8 protein-coding genes are annotated in these 14,718 nt (G+C 74.0%); 4 read left to right on the top strand and 4 right to left on the bottom strand.

Features of this window, described 5'->3' with window-relative positions:
- Window positions 1-6: 6 nt before the first annotated feature.
- Both AB0L75_RS15655 and rpmB read right to left on the bottom strand, forming a co-directional pair.
- Window positions 7-3,030, bottom strand: coding sequence for a BTAD domain-containing putative transcriptional regulator (locus AB0L75_RS15655; RefSeq protein WP_365181051.1), 3,024 nt, complete (start codon window positions 3,028-3,030; stop codon window positions 7-9).
- Between the two features lie 116 nt (window positions 3,031-3,146).
- On the bottom strand, window positions 3,147-3,332 hold the full coding sequence (gene rpmB / locus AB0L75_RS15650; RefSeq protein WP_003993230.1) for a 50S ribosomal protein L28: 186 nt from the start codon (window positions 3,330-3,332) through the stop codon (window positions 3,147-3,149).
- 260 nt (window positions 3,333-3,592) lie between these two features.
- Here rpmB and AB0L75_RS15645 point away from each other — a divergent pair, with 260 nt between their 5' ends.
- Window positions 3,593-5,302 (top strand): DAK2 domain-containing protein, encoded by a 1,710-nt coding sequence (locus AB0L75_RS15645; RefSeq protein ID WP_365181049.1) that lies wholly within the window; start codon window positions 3,593-3,595, stop codon window positions 5,300-5,302.
- Window positions 5,303-5,339: 37 nt separating this feature from the next.
- Here AB0L75_RS15645 and AB0L75_RS15640 read toward each other — a convergent pair whose 3' ends face one another.
- Window positions 5,340-8,330: a tetratricopeptide repeat protein gene (locus AB0L75_RS15640; RefSeq protein ID WP_365181047.1), complete on the bottom strand. Its 2,991-nt coding sequence runs from the start codon at window positions 8,328-8,330 to the stop codon at window positions 5,340-5,342.
- The gene (locus AB0L75_RS15635) at window positions 8,327-10,165 is read right to left on the bottom strand and encodes an HSP90 family protein (protein ID WP_365181045.1); all 1,839 of its coding nucleotides are present in this window, start codon (window positions 10,163-10,165) and stop codon (window positions 8,327-8,329) included. Before AB0L75_RS15635 ends, AB0L75_RS15640 begins: the two co-directional genes overlap by 4 nt.
- A 222-nt stretch (window positions 10,166-10,387) precedes the next feature.
- On the opposite strand from AB0L75_RS15635, the gene AB0L75_RS15630 reads away from it, so the two are divergent.
- From AB0L75_RS15630 to coaD, 3 genes are all read left to right on the top strand, one after another.
- Window positions 10,388-13,465, top strand: a complete 3,078-nt coding sequence (locus AB0L75_RS15630) for a helicase-related protein (RefSeq protein ID WP_365181043.1) — start codon at window positions 10,388-10,390, stop codon at window positions 13,463-13,465.
- A gap of 105 nt (window positions 13,466-13,570) precedes the next feature.
- Window positions 13,571-14,158 (top strand): 16S rRNA (guanine(966)-N(2))-methyltransferase RsmD, encoded by a 588-nt coding sequence (rsmD, locus tag AB0L75_RS15625; RefSeq protein WP_365181041.1) that lies wholly within the window; start codon window positions 13,571-13,573, stop codon window positions 14,156-14,158.
- Window positions 14,159-14,184: 26 nt separating this feature from the next.
- Window positions 14,185-14,664 carry a pantetheine-phosphate adenylyltransferase gene (coaD, locus tag AB0L75_RS15620; RefSeq protein WP_323376986.1) on the top strand — a complete coding sequence of 160 codons (480 nt, stop codon included), beginning with the start codon at window positions 14,185-14,187 and terminating at the stop codon, window positions 14,662-14,664.
- The last annotated feature ends 54 nt before the right edge of the window (window positions 14,665-14,718 follow it).

Genomic DNA, 14,718 nt, shown 5'->3' with positions numbered 1-14,718 from the left:
GTCCGCCTACCGTTCGCTGACCGCCGCTGACCGCAGCCGTCGGCCCCGCTCGAAGGCCTCCTTGTAGACCTCGGGCGCCAGTCGCGCTCGCGCCTCTCGTTCGGTGGCTGTGACATCGGGGTCGCTGTGTGGCGGGACGCCTCGTAGACCGGTGCCCGCGCCGAGCAGCACGGCTGCCCGTTCGGGGTGCTCGGCGACGGAGGCCAGTGCTTCGGCGCACTCGGCGAGTTCGAGGACGCCGGGTCCCTCGCCGGCCAGCTCCGTCGCCTGCGCGAACCACTCGCGGGCCTCCCCGGCACGCCCCTCGGCGGCGGCCGCCCGCCCCAGGCCGATGAGGATGCGCACGGCCTCGCCCACCCCGAACCAGACGTCGGAACAGGCCCGCAGCCCCTCCTCGTAGTGCACACGCGCGCGTGCCGGATCCCCCGACAGCCGGGCCACGTCACCGAGGCCCCGGCACGCCCCCGCTGCCTTGTCCGGGGCCCCGGCGGTACGGGCGAGCGTCAGCGACCGCTCGAAGTCCGCCGCGGCCCGCTCCGGCCGCCCCTGGTGCAGCAGCACGGTGGCGCGCCCGCGCAGCAGGTCGGCTGTCTCCTCCGGCGCGGCCAGCTCCCCGACGTACCCGAGCCCCTCGTCCAGCAGCTCCAGGGCGCGCCGCGCCTGCCCGCGCAGCCCGTGGTACGTCCCCAGCGGGTCGAGGCAGTTGGCCATGCCCCAGCGGTCCCCGGTGCCGCGAAACCCCTCCAGGCCCCGGGCGAAGCACTCCTCGGCCTCCTGGGCCCGGCCCGCGAACTGCGCCTGGTAGCCGAGTCCCACGTCCAGCAGCGCACGCGCCCACGGGTCGTCGCCGGCGTGCGCCACGGCCCGTTCGTTGGCGTGCGGCCGGGGGCCCGCCGCGACCGACCACAGCACCAGGACGTACGGCAGCCGCAGCGGCCCCGCGTACGCGGCCAGCAGGGCGTCCACCCGCGCGACGAGGCCGTCCCGGTCGACCGGGCCGCCGTCGCCCCCGTCCGCGCCGTCCCCGGCGAGGGTGTTCATCGCGCACAGGACGTACTCCTCGACCAGGCCCGGCGGGGGCGTGTCGCCCACGGCGGCCAGCAGGGCGCGGGCGAGCGGCACCTGTTCGCCGTGCAGTCCGCGCAGCCGCCAGAACCAGGACAGCACGGCCATCAGACGCAGCGCCGCCGCGGTGTCGGTCCGTGTGAGGTGGCGCAGAGCCGCGTCCAGGTTGGCGTGCTCGGCGGTCAGCCGGGCCAGCCAGGGCAGTTGGTCGCCGCCGCGCAGCAGGGGCTCGGCGTGCTCGGCGAGCCGCAGGCAGTAGGCGGCGTGTGCGTCCCGCAGCTTCGGGCCGCCGGTGACGTGCTCGGCGGCGAAGGCGCGGAGGGTCTCCAGCATCCGGTAGCGTCCCTCGGACACCTCCAGGAACGACTTCTCCACGAGCGACACCAGCAGGTCCTCCGGATACGGCACCCCGCACACGTCCTCCACCGCCTGGGCCGTGGCACCCCCGGGGAACACGGTCAGCCGCCCGGCCAGCTCCCGCTCCTCCTCGTCCAGCAGCTCCCAGCTCCACTCCACGACGGCCCGCAGCGTGCGATGGCGGGGCGCCTTGGTGCGGTCGCCGCGGGACAGCAGCCGGAAGCGGTCGTCCAGGCGGTCCGCCAGCTCCGGCGGGTCCAGCGTGCGCAGCCGGGCCGCCGCCAGCTCGATGGCCAGCGGCAGCCCGTCCAGGGCCCGGCAGATGTCCGCCACGCGCGCGTGGCCGTCGAAACCGGGGCGCACCGCCCGGGCGCGGTCCAGGAACAACTGCTCGGCCGGCTCCGGCGGCAGCGCCGGCACCGGAACGAGCACCTCGCCGGTGATGCCGAGGGCCTCCCGGCCGGTGGCGAGGATCCGCACCCCGGGACAGCAGCCGAGCAGCAGCGTGGCGACCCGGGCCGCGTCCTCCACCAGGTGCTCGCAGTTGTCCAGCACCAGCAGCAGTTCCCGGTCCTCCAGCGCGGCCGGCAGCCGCCCGGCGATGTCCGTCGTCGCGCTGCGCAGGCCCTCCCGGATGCCGAGGGCCGCGAGTATCGCGTACGGGATCCTGGTGCCGTCGGTGAGCGGGGCCAGCTCCACGAGGTACGCGTCCGCGCGGGTGCGGGCGGCCTCGATCGCGAGCCGGGTCTTGCCCGCCCCGCCGGGGCCGGTCAGCGTGACCAGGCGGGCGTCGGCGAGGAGCGCGGTGATACGGGCCAGCTCGGCGTCCCGGCCGACGAAGCGGGTCAGCTGGGCCGGGAGCCGGGGCCGCGCACGGCCGGCCTCGGCACCCCGCAGCAGCTCCAGGTGCAGGGCCGCCAGCTCGGGCGACGGATCCGCGCCCAGCTGGTCGGCGAGCGCGCGCCGCGCCTCCTCGTACACCGTGAGCGCCTCGGCGGGCCGCCCGGCCGCGTGCAGGGCGCGCATCAGCTGCCCGTGCAGCCGCTCGGCCAGCGGATGCCCGGTCACCAGGGAGCGCAGCTCGGGCACCAGCTCAGGGCCGGCGCCCAGGGCGAGATCGGCCTCGATCCGGTCCTGCACGGCGGCGAGCCGCAGCTCCGCCAGCCGGGCGGTGGCGGCGTGCGCGTCCGGCAGGTCGGGCAGCGCGGGGCCGCGCCACAGGGCGAGCGCCTCGCGCAGCCGGGCCGCCGCGCCCCGCGGGTCGCCGGCGGCGAGGGTCTCGCATCCCTCCCGGGCCAGCCGCTCGAAGCGATGGGCGTCCACGCAGTCGGCGGGGACAGCGATGCGGTAACCGGCCGGTCCCGCCTCGATCGTCGTGTGCGGGGCCAGCCGCCTGCGCAGCCGCGAGATCTGCGACTGCAGGGCGCCCGCCGCTCCGGCCGGCGGCTCGGCGCCGTACAGGCCGTCGGTCAGGCGCTGTGTGGAGATGGGGCGGCCGGCGTCCAGGAGCAGCAGGGTGAGCAGGGCGCGGGGCCGCGGGCCGCCGGGGTCGATCGGGCCGCCGTCGTCGGTACGGATGTCCAGCGGGCCCAGGATGCCGAAGCGCATTCCCCGGATTCTGGCAGGCGGCCGGAGTTTTCGCGCACGGCAAAAAGCCGGCCCACCCAGAGGTGGACCGGCTCAGTGCAGCGAACCAGCAAGTGGCCGCGCGCTCAGCTGTAGCGTCAGCGCGAGACCTTGCCGGCCTTGATGCACGAGGTGCAAGCGTTCACGCGCTTCGGCGTCCCGCCGACCACGGTACGCACACGCTGGATGTTCGGGTTCCAGCGGCGGGACGTACGGCGGTGCGAGTGCGAGATGTTGTTGCCGAAGCCCGGCCCCTTGCCGCAGACGTCGCAGTTGGCAGCCACGGGTCACTCCAAAGACTTCAGATGCACTTACGGTTAATCCCGGCATGCCGGGATCGAGATCGTACGACCTGAGATCTGAGTGGCGTTGCCAGGGGAACGGCCCGATCGGGATCGGGCAACCGGAGCAGCATACAACGGCTGCGCCCGTAGAACGAAACTACCATGGCAGCTCAGGGCCCCGCTCCCGGCCCTCTTCCGGTGGACACCGCCTCGGGGTCTACGCTGCGTCCACGTCCAGCCAGCAGGTCAGGGAGGCGCAGGTGGCGCAGGTGCCGCAGACATTCCTCGATGCTCTCGCGGTGCGCACCTGGTGCGGTCTGGCACTCGCGGCGCTCGGGCGCGCGCGTGAGGAGATCGACGCGATCAACGTCTACCCCGTGGCCGACGGCGACACCGGAACCAATCTCTACCTCACCCTGGAGTCGGCGGCCACGGCTGTGGAAGCGGTGTTCGCCGGGTACGGGACGGGCGCCGGGGAGCCGTCCCTCGCGGACGCCGTGCGCGCGATGGCCCACGGCGCGCTCATCGGGGCCCGCGGCAACTCCGGGACGATCCTGGCGCAGTTGCTGCGGGGCATGTCCCAGGTGCTCGCCGACGACACCGGGCGTGAGGCCGCCCACATCGACGGGGCGGGGCTGCGGCTGGCGCTGCGCCGGGCCGCGGACTCCGCCCGGCAGGCCGTGGCCCACCCCGTGGAGGGCACGGTGCTGACCGTCGCCTCGGCCGCCGCCCGGGCTGCCGAAGAGGCCGAGGGCGACTGCGGCACGGTCGCGCGGGCGGCCTACGAGGGCGCCCTGACGGCCCTGGCGGCCACTCCGGGCCAGCTGGCCGTGCTCGGCCGGGCCGGGGTCGTGGACGCGGGCGGACGGGGGCTCGTGGCGGTGCTGGGGGCGCTGGTGGAGGCGTTCACGGGGGAGGCGGTACGGGAGGTACCGACAGGCCCGGGGGCCGTTTCCGGCGGGCACACGCGCGTGGTGAGTGTGGAGAGCCCGGTGGGCACGGTGAGCACGACCGATGCCGACCCCTGTGCCGACAGGGCCGAGGCCGGCGGGCCCGCCTACGAGGTGATCTATCTCCTGGAGGCCGACGACACGGCCGTGGCCCGGCTCCGGACCCGGCTCGACGCGCTCGGCGACTCCCTGGTCGTGGTCGGCGGCGACGAGCTGTGGAACGTCCATGTGCACGTCGACGACGCGGGCGCCGCCGTGGAGGCGGGCGTCGAGGCCGGACGGCCGTACCGGATCCGGATCACCCACTTCGGGCTCGGCGACGCGCACACCGGCGGCGAGCGGCTGCCGCGCGAGCGCGCCCAGCGGGCCGTCGTCGCCGTCGTACCGGGCGAGGGCCTGGCCGGGCTGTACACCGAGGCGGGCGCCACGACCGTCCTCGCGCGCCCCGGGGAGCCGCCCGCCAGCGGGGAGCTGGTGCAGGCGCTGCGGCGCGCCCACGCGCGCGAGGTCGTCCTGCTGCCCAACGACGCCGAGCTGCGCCACACGGCCGCCGCGGCCGCCGAGCAGGCCCGCACCGAGGGCATCCGGGTGGCCCTGATCCCGACCCGCTCGGCGGTCCAGGGCATCGCCGCGCTCGCCGTGCACGAGCCGGAGCGCCGGTTCGACGAGGACGTCGTCCAGATGACCGCGGCGGCGGGCGCGACCCGGTACGCCGAGGTCGTCGTCGCCGAGCACCAGTCCTGGACGACGGCCGGCATCTGCCAGGCCGGGGACGTGCTCGGGCTGATCGACGGCGACGTGGCGGTGATCGGCCCCGATGTCACCGCCACCGCCGCGACCGTCCTGGACCGCATGCTCCAGGCCGGCGGCGAGCTGGTCACCCTCGTCGTCGGCGACGAGGCCCCCGAGACCGTCGCCGCACACCTCCAGGCACGCGTCCGCGAGTCCTACCTCGCCGTGGACACGGTGGTGTACCGGGGCGGCCACCAGGGAACCCTGCTGCTCATCGGCGTGGAGTGATCCGCCCTCACGCCTCCCGCCCTCACGCCTCCCGCCCTCACGCCTTAGGCCCTCTCGACTCCGGCACCGTGAGCAGCTGGGCGGCCTCCGCCCGACGCGCCCGGACCGTCTCGTCCTCGTCGTCGGCGTCCTTGTAGGCCGCGAGTACGGCACGCGCGCGTGCTGCCGCCTGTGCGGGCCGGCCGAGGTCGGCCTCCAGCCGGCCGGCGGCGAGTTCGGCGCCGGTACGGTCGTGCAGCCCGTCCGCGCCGAGCGCGCCGAACAGGGCGGCCGCGCGGTCCAGCTGGACGAGCGCCGCCTCGAAGGCGGCCTGGACCACGCCGCCTTCGGCCTTCTCGGCCCGCTCGGTCCCCTCGGCTTCCTCGGCCCGCTCGGCTTCCTCGGTCGCCGAGCGGGTCAGCAGGTCGGCGAACTGGCGGTGGGTGTGGGCCAGTTCGATGGCGAGCTGGTCCCGGGCCACCGGGTCCGCGGCGGCCTCCAGCGCCCGCTCGCACTCCCGTACCGCCTCCGCCATCAGCTCGCGCGCACCCCGCGCTCCGTCGTCCCCGCGCAGCGCCAGCCAGCCGCGGGCGCGCAACGAGCGGACGACGAACGGCGCGTTGCCGAGCGCCCGCCACAGCTCGCCCGCGCGCGCGTAGGCCCGGTCCGCCTCCGCCGGCAGACCGGCCTGGCTCAGGGACTCGGCGGCGAGGTGGGCGAGTGTGGCGTGGTCCTGCTGCTCGGGCCAGTGCCGGGCGATCTCGGCCGCGCGCAGCCGGTGTTCGGCGGCCGCGCGATGGTCGCCCAGCTCGCTCAGGCAGTCGCCGAGCCACCACCGCGCCTGTACGACGGCCCCGTCGCCGTGCGTCTCGGCGGACAGGTCGGCCAGCGCCGACTCCAGCACCTCGGCGGCCTCCGCGCAGCGGCCCTGGCGGAGCAGGAGCCCGCCCAGCTGCTGCCGCGCCCAGCCGCCCAGCGCGCCTCCCTCAGCGGGGGCACCCCCGGCGCCCGCCTCGTCGGCCCAGTGCGCGGCCTCCCACGCGTGCTCGGCCGCCTCGGCGACCGCACCCCGCCCGCCGACGATCTCCGCGAGCTGCAGATGCAGCTGGGCCCGTCCGACCGGCTCCACGTACGGCCCGCCGTGCTCCAGGGCGGACCGCAGCGCCCGCTCGGCCCCGGCCATGTCACCGGCCTGATGGGCCAGGGCGGCGACCTGCGCCTCGTACTCCACCGCGAACCACGGCAGCCCGGCGCTCACATACCCGGCGGCCGCCCGCCGGAACAGCTCCGCGGCCCGCCCGCCGTCCCCGCGCAGCAGCGCCAGCTCGGCGAGCATCCCGCGCGCCTCCGCGTCCCGTGCGGCCAGCCGCACATCGTCCGCACCCCGCCCCCCGACCAGCGCGAGCACCTCACGCACGGCCTGCTCGGCCCGCGCGAGCCCCTCCGCGGCCGTCTCCGCGGACTCCTCGTGCACGCGTCGCATCAGGATCCGGGCCCGGCTCATCACCACCGACGCCGTCTGCCGTACGCCGGTGGCCTCGTCGGCGTACAGGGCGAGCGCCTCGTCGTACAGCCCGTTGACCGTCGCCAGTGCCGCGCCGGCCTCGCCCGCGAGGGCGCGGACGTACGCTCCACGCGCGCGTGCCGCCAGTGCCTCGCCGAGGTCGCCCGCCTCCGTGTACAGCGCCGCCGCCCGCTCGAACAGCTCGACGCCCTCGGGGCCGCGGGCCATCGCCTCGTGGTCGGCGATCTCCGCGCGGTCGCGCGGCGCCAGCTCGGTGCCGTGCGCCGCCCGTGCGACCGCCGCCCACGCCCCCAGGGCGTGCGGCCGCAGTGTGTCCGACAGCCGTCGCGCCTCGGCGAGCAGGGCCGCCAGGTCGGGCGTGTCCGCGCCCTCGGGCGCCGGGCGCTCGGCCTTGGGCGCCGGCGCGGGGCGTACCGTACGCACCCCCAGCGGCAGCCGGTCCGCCAGCGGCCGCTGCGCCATACGCGCGCGTGTCCGCTCGCCGACGTACGCCGTGCCGTTGCGCCGGTCGAACCGCTCGGCCAGATCCAGCGCCTCCACGCGCGCGTGCCCGGCGAGTTCCCCAGCGGTCCAGGACCGCCCGGCCGGCCCCGGCACCCGCTGGCCGGCGAGCCCCAGCTCGGCCAGCCGGTCCATCAGCAGTGCCACCACGGCCAGGTAGTCCAGCCGGCTGCGCGGATGCCCGGTGTCCGTGAAGTACGCCGGCCGCTCGGCGAGCAGCTCCAGGGCGCGCGCCTCGTTCCCGGTCAGCGCGCAGAACTCCACATGGTCGGCGTACGCGCCGCGCATCGACTCCATCGGGCGCACGAGGCGGAAGCCGCGCAGATGGTTGGCGCGCGCCTCGTCCGCGCGGCCCAGGCGCAGCAGCGGGGCCAGCGAGGACGCCAGCACGGTGTGCGGTTCGTGCGCGCAGGCGAACTCGCCCTCCAGCACCGGCCGCCACAGCTGAAGCGCCTCCGCGTCCCGGCCGCGCGTGGCCTGCCAGTTGCCCTGCCCGTGCAGCTCGCACGCGTGGCAGTCGGCCATCGCGTCCCGGTCCGCGGCGAGCCACGCCGCGTACGCCCGCTCCGCCCGCGGCAGGTCCCCGATGTGCTCGGCCACGCTGAACTCGGCGCCGCGCACGGCCCGTTCGGAGTGCCCGGCGAGCCGGTAGCGGTGCTCCATCTCGCCGAGCCACCGCTCGATCGAGGTGAGCGGGATGTGCGGCTGGTCCAGCATGCCCGCCGACATCCACTTGAAGACCCAGTGCAGCGAGTGCGCCTCGTACGCGTCGAAGTCCTCGGGCCGTTCGTCCCACATGCGCAGCAGCCGCGCGAACGGGACGAACATCCTGTCCTTCTCGGAGCTGTAGTTGTAGACCTTCAGCTGGTGCCCGAGCGCCTCGATGACGGCCAGCGGGATGCGGAGGCCCTCCGCCTCGGCCAGCAGCTGCTCCGCGCGGGCGTTGCGGGCCGGGCCCTCCGGCTGCTCGCCGTTCTCCGCCATCGCCCGGCGCAGCGCGTCGAAGTCCGTGATCTCACTCATCGACGGCCGTCCTCCCCGTGCGTGGCCCATTCCAGCAGGCCGATGAAGGCCCGGTTGAGCAGCGCCGAGTCGGCGGGCCGGAGCGGGCGCTGCGCCATCAGCAGAGCCTGCCCGTACAGCGACTCGGTGGCGGTGCCGATCAGCTCCGGGTCCCTCAGCGAGCCGATGCGCCGGACCAGCGGGTTGAGATGGTTGAGCACCAGACGCGCGCGTGGAGCGCTGCCGCGCAGCGAGCCCAGGATGCCGGACCACAGGTCGTCGGCCTGCTCCTCGGCCGCCGCGCGCGCCTGCTCGTGCCGGGCGGCCCGGTCGTCCAGGTGCAGCGCGGGCACCGACAGCGGGTGGAAGGCGCGCAGCACGACATCGCAGTTCAGCGGGTCCAGCCTGGCCCGCGCGGCCGCCAGGAAGCCGGACAGGGCCAGCTCCTCGCCCGGGTCGACCGCGTCCAGGTGCGCGGTCACGGTGTCCGCGTCCAGCTCGGCGACGACCGTCCCCGGCCGCACCGACGGCAGCGCCTCGACCAGTTCGCCGTCGTACGTGTAGCCGCCGTTGACGACCCCGACGCCCTGCGCCGAGGCGATCGGCGCGACCTGCCGGTACTCCTCGACGGTCCGCGTGAAGTGCACCACCGGGTGCCGCCGCGCGAACTCCTCCAGGGACAGCTGCCCGTCGGTCGTCTCGAACGGCAGCCACGGCAGCATCGTGCGCAGCATGTCGCGGTCGTGCCGGGCGAGGGACTTCACCCCCAGGTGGTGCACCGCGAGGAAGGCGCTCAGCCGCTCCGGATCACCGGCGGCGAGCCCCGTGAGCCAGGAACGGATCCTCGTCCCGAGCGCCTCGCGCACGGCGGCGAGCGTCTCGTCCTCGTAGAGCGACTCGCGCGAGGCCGTGGGCCGCAGGCTGTCGGTGTCCAGCACGCACCGCACGAAGAACGCCCAGTCGGGGAGCAGCTGTTCGGCCCGCTCGGTCAGCAGCATGCCCTTCAGATGCACCCGATGGGTGGCCCGCTGGGCGGGGCTCACGGCCGCGGGCAGCACATGCGCCACCCCGCGGATCCCGGCCAGCGGCACATCCAGGTCGATCGAGTCCAGCGGCGCGAACCCGAACAGCTCGCGGCAGTGCCGGGCCAGCGCCACCCGGCGCGCGACCGGGCTCGGATACGGCCGGTCCCAGGGCGCGGGCAGCTCGGTGACCGCCTCCTCGCCCACCCGCACGTCGTACGGCAGCAGCGAGCCGAAGTCCCGGGCCAGGGCCAGCACCCGCTCGGGCGCGAGCCACTCGGCGGCACCCGCCCGCGGGGTCAGATACACGGTGGTGCCCGGCTCGGGCCGGGCCGAGCCGTCGAGCGTGCGCACGGTGTACGAGCCGTCGTCGCGCGCCGTCCACTCCACCGGCGGCGCACCGGGCGTACGGGCGCTGCGGCTGACCACCCGGATCCGCTCGGCGACCAGGAAACAGGCGAGCAGGCCGATGCCGAACTGGCCGAGGAAGTCCGAGCGGGCATCCTGCAGGCCCTCGGCCCGCTTGGAGCTGCGCCCGATGGTGGCCAGCAGCGCGTGCACGTCCGCCTCGGTGAGCCCGATGCCGGTGTCCTCCACCCGCAGGCCGCCGTCCACCGGGTGCAGCCGGACGACCGCCGGGGCGTCCGGCTGTTCCGCGCGCCGGGCGGTGACGGCGTCCACCGCGTTCTGCAGCAGCTCGCGCAGATAGACCTTGGGGCTGGAGTAGAGGTGATGGGAGAGCAGGTCCACCAGACCGCGCAGGTCGACCTGGAAGGTGTGAGGTGGGTGAGGTGACTGGGATGCCTGGGATGACTGTGAGGTCTGGGAGTCCATCGTCACTGCGCCGGAGGGGGAGTGCGTACGGCGCGGGGTCGGGCGGTCCCGACGGGGCGGTGACCGCGAAGGATGGCCGGAGCGCGCCATCCTAGAGCTGGATCAGCCCGCCTGACCAGGGGTTTCCCGGATATTAACGGCCCTTTGGACGAATCCGCAGGGCAATGTCCACGGCGCATCCGCAGGGCGGGGTCTACGGCATTGTCAGTGCCGTGGTGTGCAATGGATCTCGTGCCCGCACTGGAAGAACCACTGAAGCAGCCACTGAAGTCAGTGCTCGGCCCCGCCACCGCGAAGGTGATGGCCGAGCACCTCGGCCTGCACACCGTCGGCGACCTCCTCCATCACTACCCGCGCAGATACGAGGAGCGCGGTCAGCTCACCCATCTCGCCGACCTCCCCATGGACGAGCACGTCACGGTGGTCGCCCAGGTGGCCGACGCCCGCCTGCACAGCTTCGCCTCCGCCAAGGCCCCCCGCGGCAAGGGCCAGCGCCTGGAGGTCACGATCACCGACGGCAGCGGCCGGCTCCAGCTGGTCTTCTTCGGCAACGGCGTCCACAAGCCCCACAAGGAGCTGCTGCCGGGCACGCGCGCGATGTTCGCCGGCAAGGTCTCCGTCTTCAACCGCCGCCTCCAACTCGCCCATCCTGCCTATGAGTTGCTGCGCGGCGACAGCGACGAGACGGTCGAGAGCTGGGCCGGCGCCCTGATCCCGATCTACCCGGCCACCGCCAAACTGGAGTCCTGGAAGATCGGCAAGGCGGTCCAGACGGTGCTGCCCACCGCCCAGGAGGCCCAGGACCCGCTCCCCCCGTCCCTTCGCGAGGGCCGCGCCCTCGTCCCCCTCCCCGAGGCCCTCCTCAAGATCCACCGCCCGCACACCAAGGCCGACATCGCGGACGCCCGCGCCCGCCTGAAGTGGGACGAGGCCTTCGTCCTCCAGGTCGCCCTGGCCCGCCGCCGCTACGCGGACACCCAACTCCCGGCCGTCCCCCGCCGCCCGAAGCCCGACGGCCTCCTGTCGGCCTTCGACGACCGCCTGCCCTTCACCCTCACCGAGGGCCAGCAGAAGGTCGCCCGCGAGATCTCCGACGACCTCGCCACGGAACACCCGATGCACCGCCTGCTCCAGGGCGAGGTGGGCTCGGGCAAGGCCCAGCCGCTGGACTCGCTCGTGCTCACACCCGCCGGTTTCCGCCGAATGGGCGACATGACGGCAGGCGACGAGGTCATCGCGCCGGACGGGGAGGTCGCGCTGATCGACGGCGTCTTCCCGCAGGGAGAACGCGACGTGTGGCGCCTGGTCCTGTCCGACGGAAGTTCCGTGGAGTGCGACGACGAACACCTCTGGATCGTCGGTACGAGCCATGGATGGCACCGGGGCCAGGCACCCAAGGTCATGACGACCCGGGAGATCCGCCTGGACACGCTCGAGGCAGACGGATCCCCGAAGTGGTACATCCCGCCCGCGGCCGCCGTCGACCTCGGAGGCGACTCGGGACTGCCGATGGATCCTTACCTGTTCGGCCGGCTCCTCACAGACGGCTCGTCCCGCCAGGCCTTGCGAGACCCGAACCCGCGGGGCGAGACGTCACACGGCGCATTCGTTCCCGAGGAGTTCAAGAACACCTCGGTCAAGAACCGTCTCGCCCTGCTGCAAGGGCTGCTGGACACCGATGGCACTGCTCACACCGACGGCATGAGCGTCTCCCTCCGCTCCGACTCGCGCGGGCTCGCGGACGACGTCGCCTGGCTCGTGCGCTCGCTGGGCGGCCGTGTGCGCGTCCTGCCGAAGCGGGACGCCTTCGAGGTCTTTGCGGCGCTGCCCGACGAGTACGCCCCGTTCCGCCTGCCCCATAAGGCCGCTCGTGTCCGGCCCCGGCCGAAGTCCGACACCTTCCGGCGCGGAATCCGCGCGGTCGAACACGTGGGGCGAAAGCCGGTCCAGTGCATCAGCGTCGCCCACCAAAGCCACGCCTACGTCACCGACAACTTCACGGTCACCCACAACACCATGGTGGCCCTCCGCGCCATGCTCGCCGTGGTCGACGCCGGCGGCCAGGCGGCCATGCTCGCGCCCACCGAGGTCCTCGCCCAGCAGCACCACCGCTCGATCACCGAGATGATGGGGGAGCTGGCCGAGGGAGGCATGCTGGGCGGCTCCGAGCACGCCACCAAGGTCGTCCTGCTCACCGGCTCCATGGGCGCCGCCGCCCGCCGCCAGGCCCTGCTGGACCTGGTCACCGGCGAGGCCGGCATCGTCATCGGCACCCACGCCCTGATCGAGGACAAGGTCCAGTTCCACGACCTCGGCCTGGTCGTCGTCGACGAGCAGCACCGCTTCGGCGTCGAACAGCGCGACGCCCTGCGCGGCAAGGGCAAACAGCCCCCGCACCTGCTGGTCATGACGGCCACCCCCATCCCGCGCACGGTCGCCATGACGGTCTTCGGCGACCTGGAGACCTCGGTCCTCGACCAGCTCCCGGCCGGCCGCTCACCCATCGCCAGCCATGTCGTCCCCGCCGCCGACAAGCCCCACTTCCTCACCCGCGCCTGGGAGCGGGTCCGCGAGGAGGCCGCGAACGGCCACCAGGCGTACATCGTCTGCCCCCGCATCGGTGACGAGGAGGACGATCCGAAGAAGGCCGGCAAGAAGAAGTCCCCGGAGGACGAGGCGGAGAAGCGCCCGCCGCTCGCCGTCCTGGACGTGGCCGACCAGCTGGCCCGCGGCCCCCTCCAGGGCCTTGAGGTCGAGGTCCTCCACGGCCGTATGCACCCCGACGACAAGGACGCGGTGATGCGCCGCTTCGCGGCCGGCGAGACGGACGTCCTGGTCGCCACGACCGTGATCGAGGTGGGCGTCAACGTCCCCAACGCCACGGTCATGGTCATCATGGACGCGGACCGCTTCGGTGTCTCCCAGCTCCACCAGCTCCGCGGCCGCGTCGGCCGGGGCTCGGCCGCCGGCCTGTGTCTCCTGGTCAGCGAGATGCCCGAGGCCAGCGCCGCCCGCCAGCGCCTGAACGCCGTGGCCTCCACCCTCGACGGCTTCGAGCTGTCCCGCATCGACCTCGAACAGCGCCGGGAGGGCGACGTCCTCGGCCAGGCCCAGTCCGGCGCCCGCACCAGCCTGCGCGTCCTCGCCGTCATCGAGGACGAGGAACTGATCGCGGAGGCGAGGGAGGAGGCGACAGCGGTCGTCGCGGCGGACCCGGAGCTGCAGCACCTTCCCGGTCTGCGCACGGCCCTGGACGCCCTCTTGGACGAGGAGAGAGAGCAGTACCTGGAAAAGGGCTGAGGGAGACTGGCTGGAGGCGCGGGCCAGCATCGGACGTGCGGCTGACGCCGCGCGGCAGCGACCAGCCACACTGAACCTGTAGACACCCACGACCAAGGACCGAAGATGACCCGCGTGATCGCCGGCGCAGCCGGCGGACGCCGCCTGGCCGTCCCGCCAGGAACCGGCACCCGACCCACCTCCGACCGTGCACGCGAGGGCCTCTTCTCCACCTGGCAGTCCCTCCTCGGCGGCCCCCTGGACGGCGAACGGGTCCTCGACCTCTACGCCGGCTCGGGCGCCGTGGGCCTGGAAGCACTCTCCCGCGGAGCCGGCCACGCCCTCCTGGTCGAGGCCGACGCCCGCGCGGCCAAAATCGTCCGTGAGAACGTGAGAAACCTGGGCCTGCCCGGCGCCGAGGTAAGAGCGGGCAAAGCGGAACAAGTCATCAGAACGGCACCCCCCGTCGAGCCGTACGACCTCGTCTTCCTCGACCCCCCGTACGCCGTCACAGACGACGATCTTGGCGAGATTCTCCTCACACTCCGCTCGTTGGGCTGGCTCGCGAAGGACGCCCTCGTCACCGTGGAGCGCAGCACCAGAGGCGGCGCATTCCACTGGCCCGACGGTTTCGAGGCCCTGCGGTCCCGTCGCTACGGCGAGGGAACGTTTTGGTACGGTCGCGCCGCCTCTACGTGCGAAGACGCACGATGACCGGACCGGAGAGCGAGGGAACTCAAGTGCGCCGCGCCGTCTGTCCCGGGTCGTTCGACCCGATCACCAACGGACATCTCGACATCATTGCCCGCGCGTCCCGTCTGTACGACGAGGTCTATGTCGCGGTGATGATCAACAAGTCCAAGAAGGGCCTGTTCGAGATCGAGGAGCGGATCGAGCTGATCCGCGAGGTCACCGCCGACTACGCCAACGTACGCGTCGAGGCCTTCCACGGCCTCCTCGTCGACTTCTGCAAGCAGCGCGACATCCCCGCCATCGTCAAGGGCCTGCGCGCCGTCAGCGACTTCGACTACGAGCTGCAGATGGCCCAGATGAACATCGGCCTCACCGGCGTCGAAACGCTCTTCGTGCCCACCAACCCCACCTACAGCTTCCTCTCCTCCTCCCTGGTCAAGGAGGTCGCGGCCTGGGGCGGCGACGTCTCCCACCTGGTGCCCGCCCCGGTGCTGGAGGCCCTGAACAAGCGCCTGCGCAAGGACTGATGGGGCTACAGTCGTCCCGTCCGTCTCCAACCCGGCTGTAGAGAGTGGCGAGCA

It is taken from the genome of Streptomyces sp. NPDC052101, assembly GCF_040680235.1.
Taxonomy (GTDB): Bacteria; Actinomycetota; Actinomycetes; order Streptomycetales; family Streptomycetaceae; genus Streptomyces.
Note: the sequence above shows the minus strand (reverse complement) of the source record. Positions and strands in the feature narration are given on the sequence as shown.

What these genes read in the sequence shown, in the direction of transcription:
- AB0L75_RS15655 (WP_365181051.1), bottom strand. Translation starts at nt 3,030, where the DNA reads ATGCGCTTCGGCATCCTGGGCCCGCTGGACATCCGTACCGACGACGGC.
- AB0L75_RS15640 (WP_365181047.1), bottom strand. Translation starts at nt 8,330, where the DNA reads ATGAGTGAGATCACGGACTTCGACGCGCTGCGCCGGGCGATGGCGGAG.
- AB0L75_RS15635 (WP_365181045.1), bottom strand. Translation starts at nt 10,165, where the DNA reads ATGGACTCCCAGACCTCACAGTCATCCCAGGCATCCCAGTCACCTCAC.
- AB0L75_RS15630 (WP_365181043.1), top strand. Translation starts at nt 10,388, where the DNA reads ATGGATCTCGTGCCCGCACTGGAAGAACCACTGAAGCAGCCACTGAAG.
- rsmD (WP_365181041.1), top strand. Translation starts at nt 13,571, where the DNA reads ATGACCCGCGTGATCGCCGGCGCAGCCGGCGGACGCCGCCTGGCCGTC.